Genomic DNA, 16450 nt, shown 5'->3' with positions numbered 1-16450 from the left:
GGTCCAAAGAAATCGACATTGCAGGTCATTCGATCTAACTTAGCGGGCTAGAATTATCATATGGACTGCGTTTTTCGGTGACAGAAGACCAATTGGACCGCATCGACAGGAATATCCTGGCGGCGCTGGCAAGCGAGGGACGGCTTTCCATGTCGGAACTGGCGGCAAAGGTCGGCTTGTCGAAGACGCCGGTGCAGGCACGTGTGAAGCGGCTGGAGAAGGACGGCTACATCAGGGGCTACCAGGCGACCATCGACCGCGAGCGCATGGGCGAAGGCCATGTCGCTTTCGTTCAGGTGAAATTGTCCGATACGCGATCCGCCGCGCTCGACGCCTTCAACCGGTCCGTACAGGCCGTGCCGGAGATCGAACAGTGTCACATGATGGCGTCGAGCTTCGACTATCTGCTGAAAGTCCGCACCCGGGATATCGCCGCTTACCGCCGCGTCTTGGGCGAGCGCATTTCAGCCCTGCCCCACGTCGCCCAGACCTCGACATTCGTGGCAATGGAGACGGTCAAGGATCGGTAGAACCTAGGGATTGGCCGAAGCCTCCCCAACTTCGTCATCCCCGGGCGAAGCAGGAGCGAAGCTCCGTCGCGAAGACCCTGGGATCCATGCCGGTACCTTAGCCGGAGGGTGCAGCGGAGCAGAATTCTGCACCGCAGCAACGCTCTGAAGTCGCGGCATCTGCGCTGCGTCGCTTCGCTCCTTGCTACGCCCCAGAATGACGAAGCGATGGATGTTTGCGCCAATCGCCGAAGCATGCGATCCGTGCTCAAGCAATTAGGCGCTCAGCGGTCGCCGACGACCTTGTCTTGCTGTTTCTCGCACCGAGCCTTGATCGAAGCCTCAGCGATTGCGAACTCGTCTTCCAATGCCTCATATTGGGCAGCGAATTTTGAATCCTTGAACCATTCCTTGGCGGCTTCCTCGACAGGAATCATACTCCGGTTCATAGAACCTCCTTTGCTCGCTTCACCAACTCGCCTCGCTTCACGGCTCAACTATTCCTATCGCCGGCTAACTCACTCCGAAAGCGTCTTCAGGAAAGCCACCAGCGCCGCACGCTCGCGATCCGACAACTCCAGGGGGTGAACTTCGGATGTCCCCTCGACGCTGGGCGCAGCCTTGGCGTAATGCGCCACCACTTCGTCGAGCGACGAAAACTGTCCGGCGTGCATGTAGGGCGGACGGGTCGCGGCGCCGCGCAGCGACGGCGTCTTGTAGGCGCGGACGAGTTGCGGCGCATCCTTGACCATGAAGCGCAGTTCGCCGCAGGCGCCGGCGTCACCATCGCGATAGGCGCCGAAGCAGTTGAACGGGTCGGCCTCGACTTGGGCCACGGCATCGATGCGGCCGCGATCCGGCGGCAGATCGGCAACGGGCGGCACGCCGGTGTTGTGAAAACCGTTGTCGGTGAAGCGCGGACCGTCATGGCAGGTCACGCAGTTGGCCTTGCCGATAAACAGTTTCAGCCCAAGGATTTCCTGGGTCGTGAAGGCAGCTTCGCCTTTCGGCTCGGCGCCGGTGACGAGATCCAGCGCAAAGCGGTCGAAGCGCGTCGGCGCCGGCTCGATCGAGCGTTCGAAGGCGGCGATCGCCTTACCGATATTGGCATAGACGCCGTTGATGGCGTCACGCTGCGCACCGCTCATCGCGTTCCAGGCAGCCTTCTCGGCATCGCTTCCCTGTGGGCTGGCATTCAACGGCATGCCCGAAAGATCGGGCAGCGGACCAAAAATGCGCTCATAGCGCTCGCCGAAGCGCGCCTTGATGTAATGCGCGTAGGCGGTGCGGTTTCCCGCCTGCTCCAGCGGATTTTCGAGCGGCGTCAGCGCTTGCGCCCAGAGGCTGTCGCGGCGGCCATCCCAGAAGAACCAAGGATCGCGCGCCACGCCGGCCAGCGGCATAGTGCGCCGGTTGGTGTGGCCGACGCCGACGGCTTGCGGCAGGTCATCCTGGAATTGACGGTCGATCTTGTGGCATGTCGAACAGGATACCGTGCCGTCACGGCTCATGCCCTGATCGAAGAACAGCGTCGAGCCGAGTGCGGCGGCGGCCGGCACATCGGCAAAACGGTTGGTGGTGTCGGGTTTCAGCGGCGGCAGTGCCGACAGCGCCAGCGAGGCGATGGTCTTCTTCTCGGCGTCGGAAAAGTCAGGCTTGCCGCAACCGGCAACGATAACGGCAACCATCAGCGCCAGAAAACGTGAAAGCCGCCTCATTTCTTGCTCACAGCACCACGTTGAAGACCACGGTGTCGGAGCCGGCCGTGGCCGAAATGGCGAAATGCAGCTGCCACCAACCGCTCATGGTGAATTTCACCCCTTCGATGCGATAACGCCCGTCGCCGAGATAGTCGGTCGCCTGCGGGCTGGTCGGCAGGCCGTGACTGTGCAGCGGCATGCCGCCGGAGATCGCGATCGCGGCCCCTTCCACCGGCACTCCAGCCTTTGTCTTCAGCGTCAGCAGCCAGGATTGCAGTTGGCCTTGCCGTACAACGCCTCGCTCCGGCAAAAAACTTGCCACGAACAGCCCATTGGCGGTTTTCTTCGTCCGGGAGACATCCGGGCCGGCGGGCTGCGACGACCACGGCGCCGTCAGATAGACGACCGCGAGAATGCCGACCAGCAAGGCAGCCAGACCAAGACCTGCCAGAAGATAGCGCCATACCGATGCCAAACCGTTTCCTCTTCTGCAGACAACGCTCTGCCGGACGGATCGCATCCCGCCAGCTGTGGGAAAACGCCATGGCGGAAAAAACCCTGCTTGCCAAGCATGGCGCTGCCGGTGGCAAAAAGCTACAGCAGCGAGATCACTGGAGGATTGCAGATGGCGGGAAACGGCGTCGCCTCGATCGGCGAATGCATGCTCGAACTGTCGGGCCAGACGGGACCGAACTGGCGCATGGGCTTTGCCGGCGACACGTTCAACACGCTGTGGGCGCTGCACGCGTTGAGCACTGAGAGGCCGGCAACCTATGTCTCCGCCTTCGGTGACGATCCGTTTTCGCAAGGCCAGATCGGCTTTTTCGCCGAGAACGGCATTGGCATCGGCTCCAGCCCGGTGATAGCCGGGGCACGGCCTGGTCTCTATGCCATCACGCTCACCGGCGCCGAGCGTTCCTTCACCTACTGGCGTTCCGACGCCGCTGCGCGGCAGCTTGCCTCTGATCCTGCAGCATTATCGAAAAGCCTGGAAAATCAGTCTCTTGCCTACTTCAGCGGAATTACTTTGGCAATTCTGGACGAGGCTGCGCGCGCCACCCTGTTAGCGGCCGTCGCCAAGGCGCGCTCGGCTGGTTCACGTGTCGCATTCGATCCCAATTACCGGCCGCGGCTCTGGCGCAATCGTGAGGAGGCGCAGGCCGCGATCGCCGAAGCGCTTGCCGTCACCGACATCGCATTGCCGACCTTCCCCGACGAGCAGATGCTGTTCGGCGATGCAACACCGCAGGCGACCGCAGAGCGGCTCGGGCAACTCGTTGGCGAGATCGTCGTCAAGAATGGCGAAGCACCGGCGCTGATTGCCCAAGGAGGAACGCTGTGCGAAGTCCCGGCGATCCATGTCACCGACCCCGTCGATACGACCGGCGCAGGCGATTCCTTCAACGGCGGCTACCTTGCGGCCCGACTTGCCGGCCACGACCCGCTGGAAGCCGCGCGCCGTGCCCATCGTGTCGCCGCCGCCGTGGTGCAAGTGCGCGGCGCACTGGCACCTTTCGAGACGTTGCGAAACGCTTTCGAAGGCTAAGGTCCGGTGAGATTCAGGTCAGGCCGAGCCGAAAACAGTAGGTTCCGAGAACCGGAGCGGAGCGTACTTTTGGGTGCGTAAGCACCGGAAGCGCAGGAAACTGCTGTTTGCAGGCCGGCCTCACCTGAATATCGGCGGACCTTAAGGCAGGCGGAAGCGGTACTCCGTCACATGATGGTAGATCGCGCCCGGCCACAGCGTCGCCTGTGGGAAATATGGCCGATTCGGCGCATCCGGCCACACCTGCGGCTCCAGGCAGAAACCGCAAAAGGCCTTGTAGTTGCGCCCCTCCAGCCCGGTGCGCGGCGTCACATATTGGCCGGTATAGAGCTGAACGCCGGGCTCGGTGGTCCAGACTTCCATCTCGACACCGGAACTGGCGCCTTGCGTCCATGCCGCCTGCTTGAGTGGTCCACGTGACGCGGCAAGGCAAAAATTCTGGTCGTAGGGCAGTTGCTCGCCCTCGGTTTCCATGCGCAGCGGCCGCGCCTGGCGGAAATCGAACGGCGTGCCGTCGACCGGCTTGACCACCCCGGTCGGGATCATGTCGCCATCGACCGGCAGATAGGCGCCGGCATTCAGCATCATCCTGTGGTCGAGAATGTCGCCGGCGCCGCCATCATCCAGGTTGAAATAGGAATGCTGGGTGAGATTGCACAGCGTCGGCTCCTCGCAGGTGGCGGACAGTTCGACGCTGAGCGTGCCGGGGATCTTCAGCCGGTAGGTACAAGTGACATCAAGCGCGCCGGGAAAACCCATCGTGCCGTCGGGATCGTGCAGGGTCAGCGTGACGAAATCCCTGCCATGCAAGGAAACCGTCCACGGCCGATGGGAATAACCTTGCGAGCCGCCATGCAGCGTATGCTTGTTGAGGAAATTTTGCTCGGTCTGGTAGCGGCTGCCGCCAATGGTGAAACGGCCGTCGCGGATGCGGTTGGCATAGCGGCCGACGACCGCGCCAAAGAAAGCCGTGTCGGTCTCATAGGATCCCAGATTGTCATAGCCGAGCACCAGCGGTGCATCGTGCCCGGTCAGGCGCAGATCCTGGATGATAGCGCCTAGACCGATGATGTTGGCGGTGATACCGCCGCCCCTGATCGTGAAGCGACGCACCGCCTCGCCTGCCTGCGTCGTACCGAAAACCTCGCCGTCCTTCATCGCCATGCCCGTAAATGTCAGTTGATCCAGAGGATTTCGGCTGGTTTTCCCATGAGAGATGGGCAGGCCATCGGCCCCCCATCTCAGAGGTAGCCTATCAGAGACCGAGGCCGCCGATGCAGACATATTTGGTGTCGAGGTAATCCTCGATGCCCTGATGTCCGCCTTCCTTGCCGAGGCCCGATTCCTTGACGCCGCCGAACGGTGCCTCCGGCGTGGTGATGAGGCCTTCATTGACGCCGACCATGCCGTATTTCAACCCTTCCATGACCCGGAAGGCGCGGCCGAGATCGCCGGTATAGAAATAGCAGGCGAGGCCGAATTCGGTGTCGTTGGCAAGCGCGATGGCTTCCTGTTCGGTCTCGAACTTGAACACGGGTGCTACCGGCCCAAAGATCTCTTCCTTCATGAAGCGCATCTTGGGTGTGGCGTTGGCGATGACAGTCGGCTGGAAGAACGAACCGCCGAGCGCATGGCGCTTGCCGCCGGCAACGATCTTGCCGCCCTTGGAAGTCGCGTCGGCGATCAGCTCCTCGACCTTCTCGACCGCCTTCTCGTCGATCAGCGGTCCCTGCTGCACGCCGTCCTCGAGGCCGGAACCAACCTTCAGCCCGTTGCTGGCGGCGGCGAGCTTCTCGACGAACTTGTCATAGACACCGGCCTGAACCAGGAAGCGGTTGGTGCAAACGCAAGTCTGGCCGGAATTGCGATATTTGGCGGTGATCGCACCGGCGACGGCGCGTTCGAGATCGGCGTCGTCGAAGACGATGAACGGCGCGTTGCCGCCGAGCTCCATCGACACCTTCTTGACGGTGACGGACGACTTCTGAATGAGAAGCTTGCCGACCTCCGTCGAGCCGGTGAAGGTGATCTTCGACACCAGCGGATTTGCGCAGATCTCGTCGCCGATCTCGCTGGCCGAACCGGTCAGGATGTTGATGACACCCTTGGGGAAACCAACTTCCTCGGCGAGCGCTCCCCAGGCGAGACCTGAATAAGGCGTCTGCGAGGCAGGCTTCACGACCGCGGTGCAGCCGGCGGCGAGCGCCGGGCCAAGCTTGCGGGCCAGCATCGAGGACGGGAAATTCCACGGCGTGATGGCGGCGATGACGCCGACCGGCTCCTTGGTCACCAGGATGCGGCGGTCCGCCCATGGCGAAGGCACGACGTCGCCGTAGGTGCGGCGGCCCTCCTCGGCGAACCATAGGATATAGGACGCCGCCGAGCCGATCTCGCCTTTCGATTCGAACAGCGACTTGCCCTGCTCGATGGTCAGCAATTCGGCCAGCACGTCCTGATTGTCCATCATCGCGTCGTGCAGTTTGCGCAGCAGCTTCGAGCGCTCGAGCGCGGTCGTCTTGCGCCACGATTTGAAGGCGGCGGCGGCGGCTTCGATGGCGCGGCGGGTCTCGGCCTTGCCGGACTTCGGCACGGTGCCGATCTTGAGGCCGGTGGCCGGGTTGTTGACGTCGACCGTCTGGCCGCTGTCGGCCTGCACCCACTCGCCATTGATGAGATTGGCCTGCCGCATGAAATGGCTGGTTTTCTGAAGCATGGTCTATCCTCCGTTTCGGCGCTCTGACGGGCCGGTCTGTGAAGTCTTCGGTGAGCGTGGGCCATTGGACTGCGGCCGGCACGCCGGAGCCACTGCTCTTTACCTAGGGCAAGGTCCGCAAGCAATCGCAAGATGGCATATAGGGGTTGGACCAGCCCGAGGCGAGAGTCCCACCCACGCAAATTCCTGTGGGGAGTCCAGTTCTACCCGAAGACATGCACGACCACCGTCAGCCAGAAAGCGGTGGTGACAGCGGCGCAGGCGGTGGCAATGGTCATCTGGTTCGACGCCAACGCCTGGCCGGTGTTGAACTGCACCGCGATCAGATAGGAATTGACGCCGGATGGCATCGCGGCCACCATCACCGCCACCTTGGCCGTCAAGGGCGGCAGGCCGAGCAGCCAGACGAAGATCAGGATCAGCGCCGGCATCAGGAACAGCTTCAACGCCGAAAGCACCAGCGCCGGCCTGACATTGCCCGAAATGCCGAAGCGACGCAGGCTCAGCCCCATGGCGAACAACGCCACCGGCCCCGCCGTACCGGCCAGCGCATCGACTAGGCGCATGGCGACATCAGGCAGCGGTGCGCCGGTGATGCGCCATGCAAGCCCTGCCAGAATGCCGATGATCAACGGATTCATGAAAAGCCGCCTGAGGAAGCTACGGATAACACGCAAGGGATGCACGGGTTCGCCGCTGCCACGACCGAAGACTTCGAACAAAACGATCGAGGCCATCAGCATGATCGGCAGATGCACCGACACCAGCAAGGACAGCACCTCGAAACCGTCCGCTCCGAATATGCCGAGGATAAAGGGAGCACCGAGCAGCACGATATTGGAAAAGGCCGATGAAACTCCGCCGACGACGCCGGCGCGGGCATCCCGGCCGAAGATCCGGGTCGTGACCAGATGGCCGGCGGCCCAGGTGATTGCCACAGCCGCGAAATAGGCGCCCCACAGCGACCAAGGTGCCACGCCGTGGAAGTCGGAGTTCACCATCGTCTGGAACAGAAGCAGCGGCATCGCCACACTGACTGCGAAATCGGCTATCCCCTCGCCGCTCGCCGGTTTCAAATAGCCGGTCAACCCGGCGAGGTAGCCGAGCGCCACAAGGCTGAAGACGAAAAGAACGGTTTCGGTGAGCGGAGACATTTTTACCGTGACAGGCGAGTTTCCCGTGATAGGCGAGCCACGGCCACGGTGCAATCGCGCCCGAATTTCATGCCCGAATTTCATGCCCGAATTTGATCATGCCCGAATTTGATCATGGTAGACTGGTAGCACTATAGAGGGCTTGGATCATCAGGGCGGATACGAACGACAAATGACCTTTGTCGAAACCTCAAAGCGTAATCTTTTGCAGCAGGCGTGGCTGAAGGCTTTCGTCGCCGCATTGCTTTGCCTTGCCGCGACGACGCTTGCAGTTGCCGAGACGAAAAGCCTCAAGGGCGTGGCGCTGATCATCGGCCAGTCGAATTACCTGCACATCGCCGCCCTCCCCAACCCGGCTAACGACGCCCGCGACATGGCCAAGATGCTGACCGATCTCGGCTTCGACGCCCGCAGCGTCACCGATCGCGACGCCGCGAAGCTGAAGCGCGACCTAGAGCGCTTTACGGAGGATGCAGAAGGCGCCGACGTCGCCTTCATCTATTATTCCGGTCACGGCATCGAGGCCGGCGGCGAGAACTATCTGGTTCCGCTCGATGCCGACGTGTCGTCATTGAAAGATGCCGACCAAGCGCTGGTGCCGATATCCGCAGTTATGGATGCGTTGAAAGCGACCGTGCCGGTGACGATCGTGCTGCTCGACGCCTGCCGCACCAATCCGTTCCCCGCGGATGCCGCGGTGCGGCGCGCGCCGACCGCCTCCGCCTCGCCGATCGGTGCCGGTGGTCTGGAGCCGGTGCGCGGCGCCAAGGCGCTCGGCAATGCGCCGGCGGCCGACGCGAACCTGGGTACGGTGGTCGGCTTTGCCGCCGAACCGGGTCGTCCGGCGCTCGATGGCGCCGCTGGCGAAAACAGCCCTTACGCGTCCGCCCTGCTGCGCCACCTCGCGGCGATGAAGGGCACCGAGTTCGGCTCGGTCATGCGCATGGTGACCGAAGAAGTCTATCTCGACACCAAGGCAAAGCAGCGCCCCTGGGTCAATGAAAGCCTGCGCCGGCTGCTCTATTTCGGCGTTGCGCCAGCGGAGCCGACCGGCGACGACGGGCTGATCACCGGCGAGCGGCGCCAGCTGCTGCTGACGATTTCGGACCTGCCCGACCCGAAACGGGCGCAGGTGGAACTGGCCTCGCTGCAGGAAGGCGTGCCGCTCGATGCGCTCTATGGCGTGCTGAAGGCGCTCGGCACGGAAAATATCCCCGAAGATCCGGGCGACCTGCAAAAGGTGCTCGATGCCCAGGCCGAGCGCCTGAAGAAGATGATGTCCGAACGTGCCGCGCTGCGCACCGACGATCCGGAGATCAAACGCCTGGTCGTCTCCGCCGACAAGGCGATCGGCCAGGGCGCCATCGTGACGGCGCGCAAATTCCTCGACGACGCGGTCGGCCGGGTCGAACAGACCAACGATGCGGTCGATGAAGCCGAGGATCTCGTCAAGCAGAAGCGCATTGCCGATGCCGCGATCTATGCCAGACGCGCCGATGCCTCGGCGCTGGTCTTCGACTACAGATCCGCCGCCGGCGACTACGCCAAGGCATTTTCGCTGGCCGAAAAATGGGACGACAAGCTGCGCTGGAATTACAAGAACCAGGAAGCCGAGGCGCTGAATGCCTTCGGCTACGCCACTGGTGACCTAGATGCGCTGCAACACTCCATCGAGGCCTATCGCACCATCCTGAACTTCATCCCCAATGGCGAACAAAACCGCGACTGGGCGATCACCCGCAACAACATGGCCGTGGTTCTGCAGACCATCGGCGAGCGCGAGACGGAAACGGCTCACCTCGAAGAAGCGGCCCGGATATTCCGTGATTCCCTTGTCGTGTTCGAGCGCGAGAAGGACGATCTCAACTGGGCCGCCGCTCAAAACAATCTGGCCAATGTGCTGTTGAAGATCGGCGAACGCGAGAGCGACCCGAAGCGCCTGAATGAAGCGGTGGTGGCGATGCGCGCCACACTCGAGAAGCGCCCGCGCGACAAGGTGCCGCTCGACTGGGCCGCTTCGCAGAACAACCTCGGCCTGGCCCTCTATGCGCTTTCCGAACGCGAACCCGCCAGCGAGCATCTGACGCAAGCCGAAGCCGCCTACCGGCTGGCGCTTGAGGAATACACGCGCGAAAAAGCGCCGGTGGAATGGGCTATGGTCGAGAACAATCTCGGCAACACGCTGGTGTCGCTCGGCATCCAGCTTAACGACAAGGCCAGGATCAACGAGGCGGCCGACGCGTTCCGTGCCGCGCTCGAGGTCCGAACCCGTGAAACCTTCCCGGTCTCCTGGGCAACCAGCCGGCTCAACCTCGGCAACGCGCTGAGCGGTGTCGCCCGCTTCGATATGGGCACGGGCGCGCTCGAGGAGGCCGCGGCTGCCTATGACGATGCGCTGACGGTGTTTACCCGGCAGCGTTTCCCGATGGACTGGGCGTCGGCGCAGAACAATCTCGGTTCGATCTATCAGACGCTTGGCCAGCGCACCCGCGACGCGGCCAAGCTGGAGCAGTCAGCTGCGGCGTTCCAGGCCGCCCGGCAGGTCTATGTCAGACGGAAATTCCCTCTCGACTGGGCAATGAGCCACTACAATCTCGGCAACACACTGCAGCTTCTGGGCGGCGTCACCGACAAGCCCGAGCATTACAGCGACGCGGTCGACGCTTACCGCGATGCGTTGCGCGAATACAGGCGCGAGACGAACCCGCGGCAATGGGCGTTGACCCAGGCCGGCCTCGGCTCGACGCTGCATTGGTTGAGCATGAACAATGCCGACCCCAAGACCTTGCTTGAGTCGATCGCGGCCCGCAGGGCGGCACTTGAAGTGCTGACCATCGATGCCGCACCGGTCGACTGGGCCAACGCGCAGAACGGCATCGGCATGAGCCTGCTCAACCTCGGCAATCTCGAACGAACCGACAAATATCTCGCTGATGCCGAGGCTGCCTTCACGGCGGCGCTGAGGGTGTTCACTAGGGAAAGCCTGCCCATGCAATGGGCCTTCGAACAGAACAATCTCGGCGACATCCACTGGAACCGCGCCAGCTATGGCGCTGGTAAGCCGGAATATCTGAAAGCCATCGAATTTTTCGAAAACGCCAAGCAAGGTTTTACCGAAGCCGGCTACACGCTTCCCATCCCGTTGACCGACCAGAAGATCGATCTGGTGAAGAAGCAGCTGGCGAAGAAGTAGAGGCACGCTTCCCGCCGGCCGAGCCTTGTCTTTCGGCTGGCTTTGCCGTCCCTATATGTCCTGTCACCGGAACCCTTTGCCGGGAACCGGAGAAGGATAGCGGATGATTCGATTTGCCTTGGCGTTATTCCTGCTGGTTGTTCCCCGCGCGGCTCACGCTACCGATGCAGGCTGGGCGCTGCTGCGCGATGGCGGCCATGTCGTGCTGCTTCGCCATGCCATGGTCACCGGCACCACCGATCCGGCCAACTTCGACATCGACAACTGCGCCACCCAGATGAACCTGTCGGCGCGCGGCAAGCAGCAGGCGAGCAAGATCGGCGCCTTGTTTGCGGCACGCGCGGCACCCATCGAGCGCGTGCTGTCGAGCCGCTACTGCCGTTGTCTGGACACCGCGCGCACCGCTTTCGAGGCCGAGCCGGAGCTCTTCGCACCGCTTGATCTCCTGAAAGGAGATGAGACCCAGAAGGCGGCGCAGATCGCGGCCATCATCAAGGAAATCCGTGCCTATTCCGGCTCCGACAATCTGGTCATGGTCACCCATCTGGAAGACATCGTGGCGCTGACCGGCGTTTCGCCCCGCGAAGGCGAAGCGGTAGTCGTCGAGCCGCAAGGCGATGGCCTGCGCGTGCTCGGCCGCGTCACTTTCTGAAGTTCCGACGCTTCCTTCAGCACTGGATCGGTGTTGCCGAAATGCCACCATTGAAAGAAGCCGCAAACTGGCCGCGACAATGCCGCTTGCGACAACCCGTCGCAGGGGCTATAGGCGCGCTCCCGGTCACGAGAACCGAAGCGAGCACAACGGTTGGAGCTTTCGTCTCCGCCCGTGCAGGCGGCTTTGCCGCCCTGTATACGGCGCCGCTTTGGGGATTGGGATCGCGGATGTAGCTCAGCGGGAGAGCGCCGGATTTGGATCCGGAGGTCGGGGGTTCAATTCCCTTCATCTGCACCACGGATAGCTCAGTTGGGTAGAGCATCAGATCGAGAATCTGACTGTCGAAGGTTCGATTCCTTCTCCATTGGCCTGATAAGCCAGCACCCTACCAGGTGTTATCTGAAAACGGTCCGGGGACTGGAACGCGAAAGACTGGACGGATGGCCCAGGCCCTCGGGCACGGATCATCCCGAGAGTCTTCGCCATCGGCTCGCGGCCAGGCCCGCGGTGACGATCAAGGCGCTGTGTCGCCGGCAAGGGAGGCCAAGGCTTCCGGCGCCCGCTTCGCTGCCCCGCGATCCGCTCCCGAAGGCCCGCCGCGGATTGATGCCACCAGTCCCCGGATCATTCGTGCCCGGACGATGACGCAAGACGATGTGAAACGAGAAACGAAGGGAAGATCGACGCATGACTTGACGCCTCGCATGGGGCCATGCCCGACAGGAGTAAGACAATGACTGTTCTCGACAAGGTTCTTGGACGCGAGCGCGTCCTCGTAAGGGAAAACGAACGTGCCCTCACCCTGCACAAGGGTGAGATCAAGGCTGTCCTGATGCCGGGCGAACATTGGCTCGCCAACCGGCGCGGCAGCCTCGAAGTGTCCCGGCACGATCTGAAGAACCCGGAATTCGTTTCGGCGTACGAGAAGGCGTTGTTCGACAAGCTCCCGGATGTGGCCGCGCGTCATTTCACCGTCGTTCGTACCGGGCGCACGGATGTCGCCGTCATCGAGCGTGACGGCAATTTGCACGCCGTTCTGGCGCCGGATCGCAAGCTGGTGCTGTGGACTGATGCCGGTCCGTGGAAGATGACGCTGATCGACACATCGGTCGATCTCGCGATCGATGCGGCGGTCATGCGCCGGCTCGGCCAGGCCCGGAAGACGGAATTGATGTCCGTCCATCCGGTCGTCGACGGTCAGGCCGGACTGCTGTTCATCGACGGTGTCCTGGTCAGGACGCTGGCGGCGGGCGTGCATGGCTTCTGGAACGTCGGACGCATGGTGCAGATCAAGGTCGTCGACCTCAAGCGCCAGTCGCTCGATGTTGCCGGGCAGGAAGTGCTGACCAAGGATCGTGTCACGATCCGCGTCAACATATCAGCCGAGTACCGGGTTGTTGATCCGGTCAAGGCGGTAAGCATGGTGAAGGACTTCTCCGAAGCCCTCTACCGCGCCCTGCAGTATGCCTTCCGCAAGACGCTTGGCGCGCTCACGCTCGACCAGATCCTTGAAAAGAAGGTGACGATCGACGAGGAGGCGGCGGCCAAGGTTCGCGCCGATATGGCCGAGATCGGAGTGGAGGTCAGCGATATCGCCCTCAAGGATGTCATCCTGCCGGGCGAGATGCGCGAGATCCTCAACCAGGTGGTGTCGGCCGAAAAGCAGGCCGAGGCCAACATCATCCGTCGCCGCGAGGAGACGAACGCGACGCGTTCGCTGCTCAACACGGCCAGGGTGATGGCGGAAAACCCGGTGATGCTGCGGCTGAAGGAGCTCGAGGCTCTGGAAACCATCGCCGGCAAGGTCGAGCGGCTGACCGTCCACAACGGAACGGGCGGGCTGCTGAACGACCTGGTCAAGCTCCGCGAAAGCTGATGCATGTTGCCCAAAAGTGGTTCCGGTTTGGGAAAACGACATGCATCGAAACAAAGGCTGACGTAACGTCAACGGAAGAGCCGCCGGGTCGACCGGCGGCCCTTCTTGCGTTTCCTAGGCACCCTACCCATCTGCGCCCGGCGTATCAGGCCTTTTCCTGCCGGAAAAAACCGATTAGACAGCGCCCAAACAAGATGCGGACAGATTCCGCCCGCAACCAAAGGAAAAGCCCTTGTCCACCACGTTCGACAAAGTCGCCAAGATCATTGCCGACACCAGCGAAATCGATATCGACACTATCACCCCCGAGAGCCACACGATCGACGATCTCGGCATAGATAGCCTCGATTTCCTCGATATCGTCTTCGCCATCGACAAGGAATTCGGCATTAAGGTGCCGCTGGAAAAGTGGACCCAGGAGGTTAATGACGGCAAGGCTTCGACCGACGATTACTTCGTCATGAAGAACCTGTGCGCCAAGATCGACGCGCTGGTCGCAGCCAAGACCGCCTGACGTCGGTTGAGCGCGCGATCTTGACGCGCTCTGCCGCCTGACCCACAAAGCCGCCCATGAGCAGCCCCCGCGACGTCGTCATCACAGGTATCGGCCTTGTCTCCTCGCTGGGGGAAGGTCCGGACGCCCATTGGCAGAAGCTCACGCAGCCGGGCCTGCAGCCGGTGCTCGCAGCGGCGCGCTTCGCGCCCTATACCGTTCATCCCTTGCCGGAGATCGATTGGAACCTGCAGATCGCCAAACGCGGCGATCAGCGCCAGATGGAGACCTGGCAGAGGCTCGGCACCTATGCCGCGGGGCTTGCGCTGGACGACGCCGGCATCAAGGGCAATGACGAACTCTGCACGACCATGGACATGGTCGTGGCCGCCGGCGGTGGTGAGCGCGACGAGGCGGTCGATGCCGCCATTCTCGCCGCTTCGGAAAGCCGCAACGACCGCGACGTGCTGCTCAACGAGAAGCTGACCACCGAATTGCGGCCGACTTTGTTCCTGGCCCAGCTTTCCAACCTCCTCGCTGGCAACATCTCCATCGTCCACAAGGTGACGGGATCGTCCAGAACCTTCATGGGCGAGGAAGGTGCCGGCGTCGCCGCCGTCGAGACCGCCGCCGCGCGCATCCGCTCGGGCCAGTCGACTCACATCCTGGTCGGCGGCGCCTTCCAAACCGAACATTCCGACATGCTGCTCGGCTATGAACTCGCCGGCTATTTGCATCGCGGCCCCTGGAAGCCGGTCTGGCAAAGACAAGGTGCTGAGGGCGGCGGCGTCGTGACCGGTTCCGGCGGTGCCTTCCTGGTGCTGGAACAACGCGAGCATGCAACAAGCCGGGGCCGGAAGATCTATGCCGAGCTTGGGCCGGTCGTCTCCGGCCGCGCCAGGCGGCCGCGGGGAGAACTCGACGCCGAGATCGCCGCGCTGCTCAAGCAGGCTGCATTGCCGAACGGCAAATTGCTGACCCTGTCGGGCGCATCGGGCGCCCATGCCGCGACATCAGCCGAGAAAGCAGCGCTCGATGCCAATCCGGCGATATCAGCGCGTGGCTTCTCGACGCTGACCGGGCACATGAAAGAAGCGCAGTTTCCCTTCGCCGTGGCGTTGGCGGCTCTCGCTGTCGACCGCAAGGCGGCCTACCCTGTTTTCGATGCCGCAGCCGAGACGCCGTTCGAAGGCGTCCCCGCAAACGTCCTTGCAACGGCGATCGGCTATCACCAATTCGAGGGCATGGCGCTGGTCAACGCCGCCTGAGGCGGCGCTCCGAGATCCATGCTGTAACGATAAAAGGTCGAGGGCTCCCGGATGGCCAATCTGAACGATCATATGGGCAGGCCAATTGTCGCCGTCACCGGCATCGGCGTGGTGACCTCGCTTGGCGTCGGCAAGACGGACAATTGGGCGGCGCTGACCTCGGGAAAATCAGGCATCCACCCGATCACCCGCTTTCCCATCGATCAACTGAACACCCGCATCTCCGGCATGGTCGATTTCCTGCCGTCAAGTTCGAAGGGCGCCAGCCCCCTCACCTACGAGTTGGCCGAGCTTACGGGCCTTGAAGCGGTGGCCGAAGCCGGTCTTGATTCCAGCGATTTCGGCGGACCGCTCTTCCTCGCCTCGCCGCCGGTCGAACTCGACTGGGCCGAGCGCTTCTCGCTTTACAATTCCGACAAGAACAAGGATGACACCGCCGCCGAAAGACTGCTTCGGGTGGCACGGAGCTTGAAAGAGCTGGATATTTTCGAGACCACCCAGTTTGGTTCGATCGCCGACCGCCTTGCCGACCGCCTTGGCACACGCGGCCTGCCGATCACACTGTCGACGGCTTGCGCTTCCGGTGCCACCGCGATCCAGCTCGGTGTCGAGGCGATTAGACGCGGCGAATGCGACCGCGCGCTGTCGATCGGCGCCGACGGCTCGGCCACCGCCGAGGCACTGATCCGTTTCTCATTGCTGTCGGCGCTCTCCACCCACAACGACATTCCCGAAAAGGCATCGAAGCCTTTCTCCAAGGATCGCGACGGCTTCGTGCTGGCCGAGGGATCCGGGGCGCTGGTGTTGGAATCGCTTGAGGCGGCACTGACTCGTGGTGCCACTATCCTCGGCATCCTGGGCGGTTGCGGCGAGAAGGCGGACGACTTCCATCGCACCCGTTCGAAGCCGGACGCTTCGCCGGCCATCGCCGCGGTTCGCGCTGCCCTCGCCGATGCCGGCTTGAGTGAAGACGAGATCGACTACGTCAATGCCCATGGCACGTCGACACCGGAGAACGACAAGATGGAACACCTAGCGCTGTCGACGGTGTTCGGCGAGCGGATCGGCTCGATGCCGGTCTCGTCGAACAAGTCGATGATCGGCCATACGCTGTCGGCGGCCGGCGCCGTCGAGGCGGCGTTCTCGCTGATGACGATGCGCGAAAGCGTCATTCCGCCGACCATCAACTACGACAATCCCGACCCCGCGATCGTGCTCGACGTGGTGCCGAACAAGAAGCGCAATGCCGAGGTTCGCATCGTTCTGTCGAACTCCTTCGGCTTCGGCGGCCAGAACACTTGCCTTGTCATGGCGCGGGAACCGGTCTAAGCGACCTTTTTCAG

14 protein-coding genes and 2 tRNA genes are annotated in these 16450 nt (G+C 62.7%); 10 read left to right on the top strand and 6 right to left on the bottom strand.

Features of this window, described 5'->3' with window-relative positions; all coding sequences use genetic code 11:
* Positions 1-77: 77 nt before the first annotated feature.
* Positions 78-530, top strand: coding sequence for an Lrp/AsnC family transcriptional regulator (locus tag NKI38_RS04170; RefSeq protein WP_352655025.1), 453 nt, complete (start codon positions 78-80; stop codon positions 528-530).
* Between the two features lie 263 nt (positions 531-793).
* Here the strand turns inward: NKI38_RS04170 and NKI38_RS04165 are convergent, their stop codons facing one another.
* From NKI38_RS04165 to NKI38_RS04155, 3 genes are all read right to left on the bottom strand, one after another.
* Positions 794-958: a hypothetical protein gene (locus NKI38_RS04165; protein ID WP_352655023.1), complete on the bottom strand. Its 165-nt coding sequence runs from the start codon at positions 956-958 to the stop codon at positions 794-796.
* Positions 959-1027: 69 nt separating this feature from the next.
* Positions 1028-2227, bottom strand: coding sequence for a cytochrome-c peroxidase (locus NKI38_RS04160; protein WP_352655021.1), 1200 nt, complete (start codon positions 2225-2227; stop codon positions 1028-1030).
* A gap of 7 nt (positions 2228-2234) precedes the next feature.
* The gene (locus NKI38_RS04155) at positions 2235-2684 is read right to left on the bottom strand and encodes a FixH family protein (protein WP_352655020.1); all 450 of its coding nucleotides are present in this window, start codon (positions 2682-2684) and stop codon (positions 2235-2237) included.
* A gap of 150 nt (positions 2685-2834) precedes the next feature.
* On the opposite strand from NKI38_RS04155, the gene NKI38_RS04150 reads away from it, so the two are divergent.
* Positions 2835-3755: a sugar kinase gene (locus NKI38_RS04150; RefSeq protein ID WP_352628138.1), complete on the top strand. Its 921-nt coding sequence runs from the start codon at positions 2835-2837 to the stop codon at positions 3753-3755.
* 141 nt (positions 3756-3896) lie between these two features.
* On the opposite strand, the gene NKI38_RS04145 is transcribed toward NKI38_RS04150, so the two are convergent.
* From NKI38_RS04145 to NKI38_RS04135, 3 genes are all read right to left on the bottom strand, one after another.
* Complete coding sequence (locus NKI38_RS04145; protein WP_352655018.1) at positions 3897-4919, bottom strand: aldose epimerase family protein; 1023 nt, start codon at positions 4917-4919, stop codon at positions 3897-3899.
* Between the two features lie 91 nt (positions 4920-5010).
* The gene (locus NKI38_RS04140; RefSeq protein WP_352627945.1) at positions 5011-6468 is read right to left on the bottom strand and encodes an NAD-dependent succinate-semialdehyde dehydrogenase; all 1458 of its coding nucleotides are present in this window, start codon (positions 6466-6468) and stop codon (positions 5011-5013) included.
* A 203-nt stretch (positions 6469-6671) separates the two neighbouring features.
* A complete protein-coding gene (locus tag NKI38_RS04135) occupies positions 6672-7622 on the bottom strand; it encodes an AEC family transporter (protein ID WP_352655016.1) in 951 nt (316 codons plus the stop codon).
* A gap of 172 nt (positions 7623-7794) precedes the next feature.
* Between NKI38_RS04135 and NKI38_RS04130 the strand changes: the two genes are divergently transcribed.
* From NKI38_RS04130 to NKI38_RS04095, 8 genes are all read left to right on the top strand, one after another.
* Entirely contained in the window at positions 7795-10815 is a 3021-nt protein-coding gene (locus NKI38_RS04130; RefSeq protein WP_352655014.1) for a caspase family protein, read from the top strand.
* A 103-nt stretch (positions 10816-10918) separates the two neighbouring features.
* Positions 10919-11467: a histidine phosphatase family protein gene (locus tag NKI38_RS04125; protein ID WP_352655012.1), complete on the top strand. Its 549-nt coding sequence runs from the start codon at positions 10919-10921 to the stop codon at positions 11465-11467.
* A 226-nt stretch (positions 11468-11693) separates the two neighbouring features.
* Positions 11694-11767, top strand: a tRNA-OTHER gene (locus tag NKI38_RS04120).
* Positions 11768-11769: 2 nt separating this feature from the next.
* Positions 11770-11838, top strand: a tRNA-Leu gene (locus tag NKI38_RS04115).
* 365 nt (positions 11839-12203) lie between these two features.
* Positions 12204-13346 (top strand): slipin family protein, encoded by a 1143-nt coding sequence (locus NKI38_RS04110; protein ID WP_352655010.1) that lies wholly within the window; start codon positions 12204-12206, stop codon positions 13344-13346.
* A 232-nt stretch (positions 13347-13578) separates the two neighbouring features.
* On the top strand, positions 13579-13860 hold the full coding sequence (locus NKI38_RS04105) for an acyl carrier protein (protein WP_010909964.1): 282 nt from the start codon (positions 13579-13581) through the stop codon (positions 13858-13860).
* A gap of 56 nt (positions 13861-13916) precedes the next feature.
* Positions 13917-15107 (top strand): beta-ketoacyl-ACP synthase, encoded by a 1191-nt coding sequence (locus NKI38_RS04100; protein WP_352655008.1) that lies wholly within the window; start codon positions 13917-13919, stop codon positions 15105-15107.
* 51 nt (positions 15108-15158) lie between these two features.
* Positions 15159-16436: a beta-ketoacyl-ACP synthase gene (locus NKI38_RS04095; RefSeq protein WP_352655007.1), complete on the top strand. Its 1278-nt coding sequence runs from the start codon at positions 15159-15161 to the stop codon at positions 16434-16436.
* Positions 16437-16450 lie beyond the last annotated feature (14 nt).

It is taken from the genome of Mesorhizobium sp. M0621 (genome assembly GCF_040320745.1).
In the GTDB taxonomy this organism is placed as follows: domain Bacteria; phylum Pseudomonadota; class Alphaproteobacteria; order Rhizobiales; family Rhizobiaceae; genus Mesorhizobium.
This window is presented reverse-complemented; position numbering and strand designations above follow the sequence as displayed.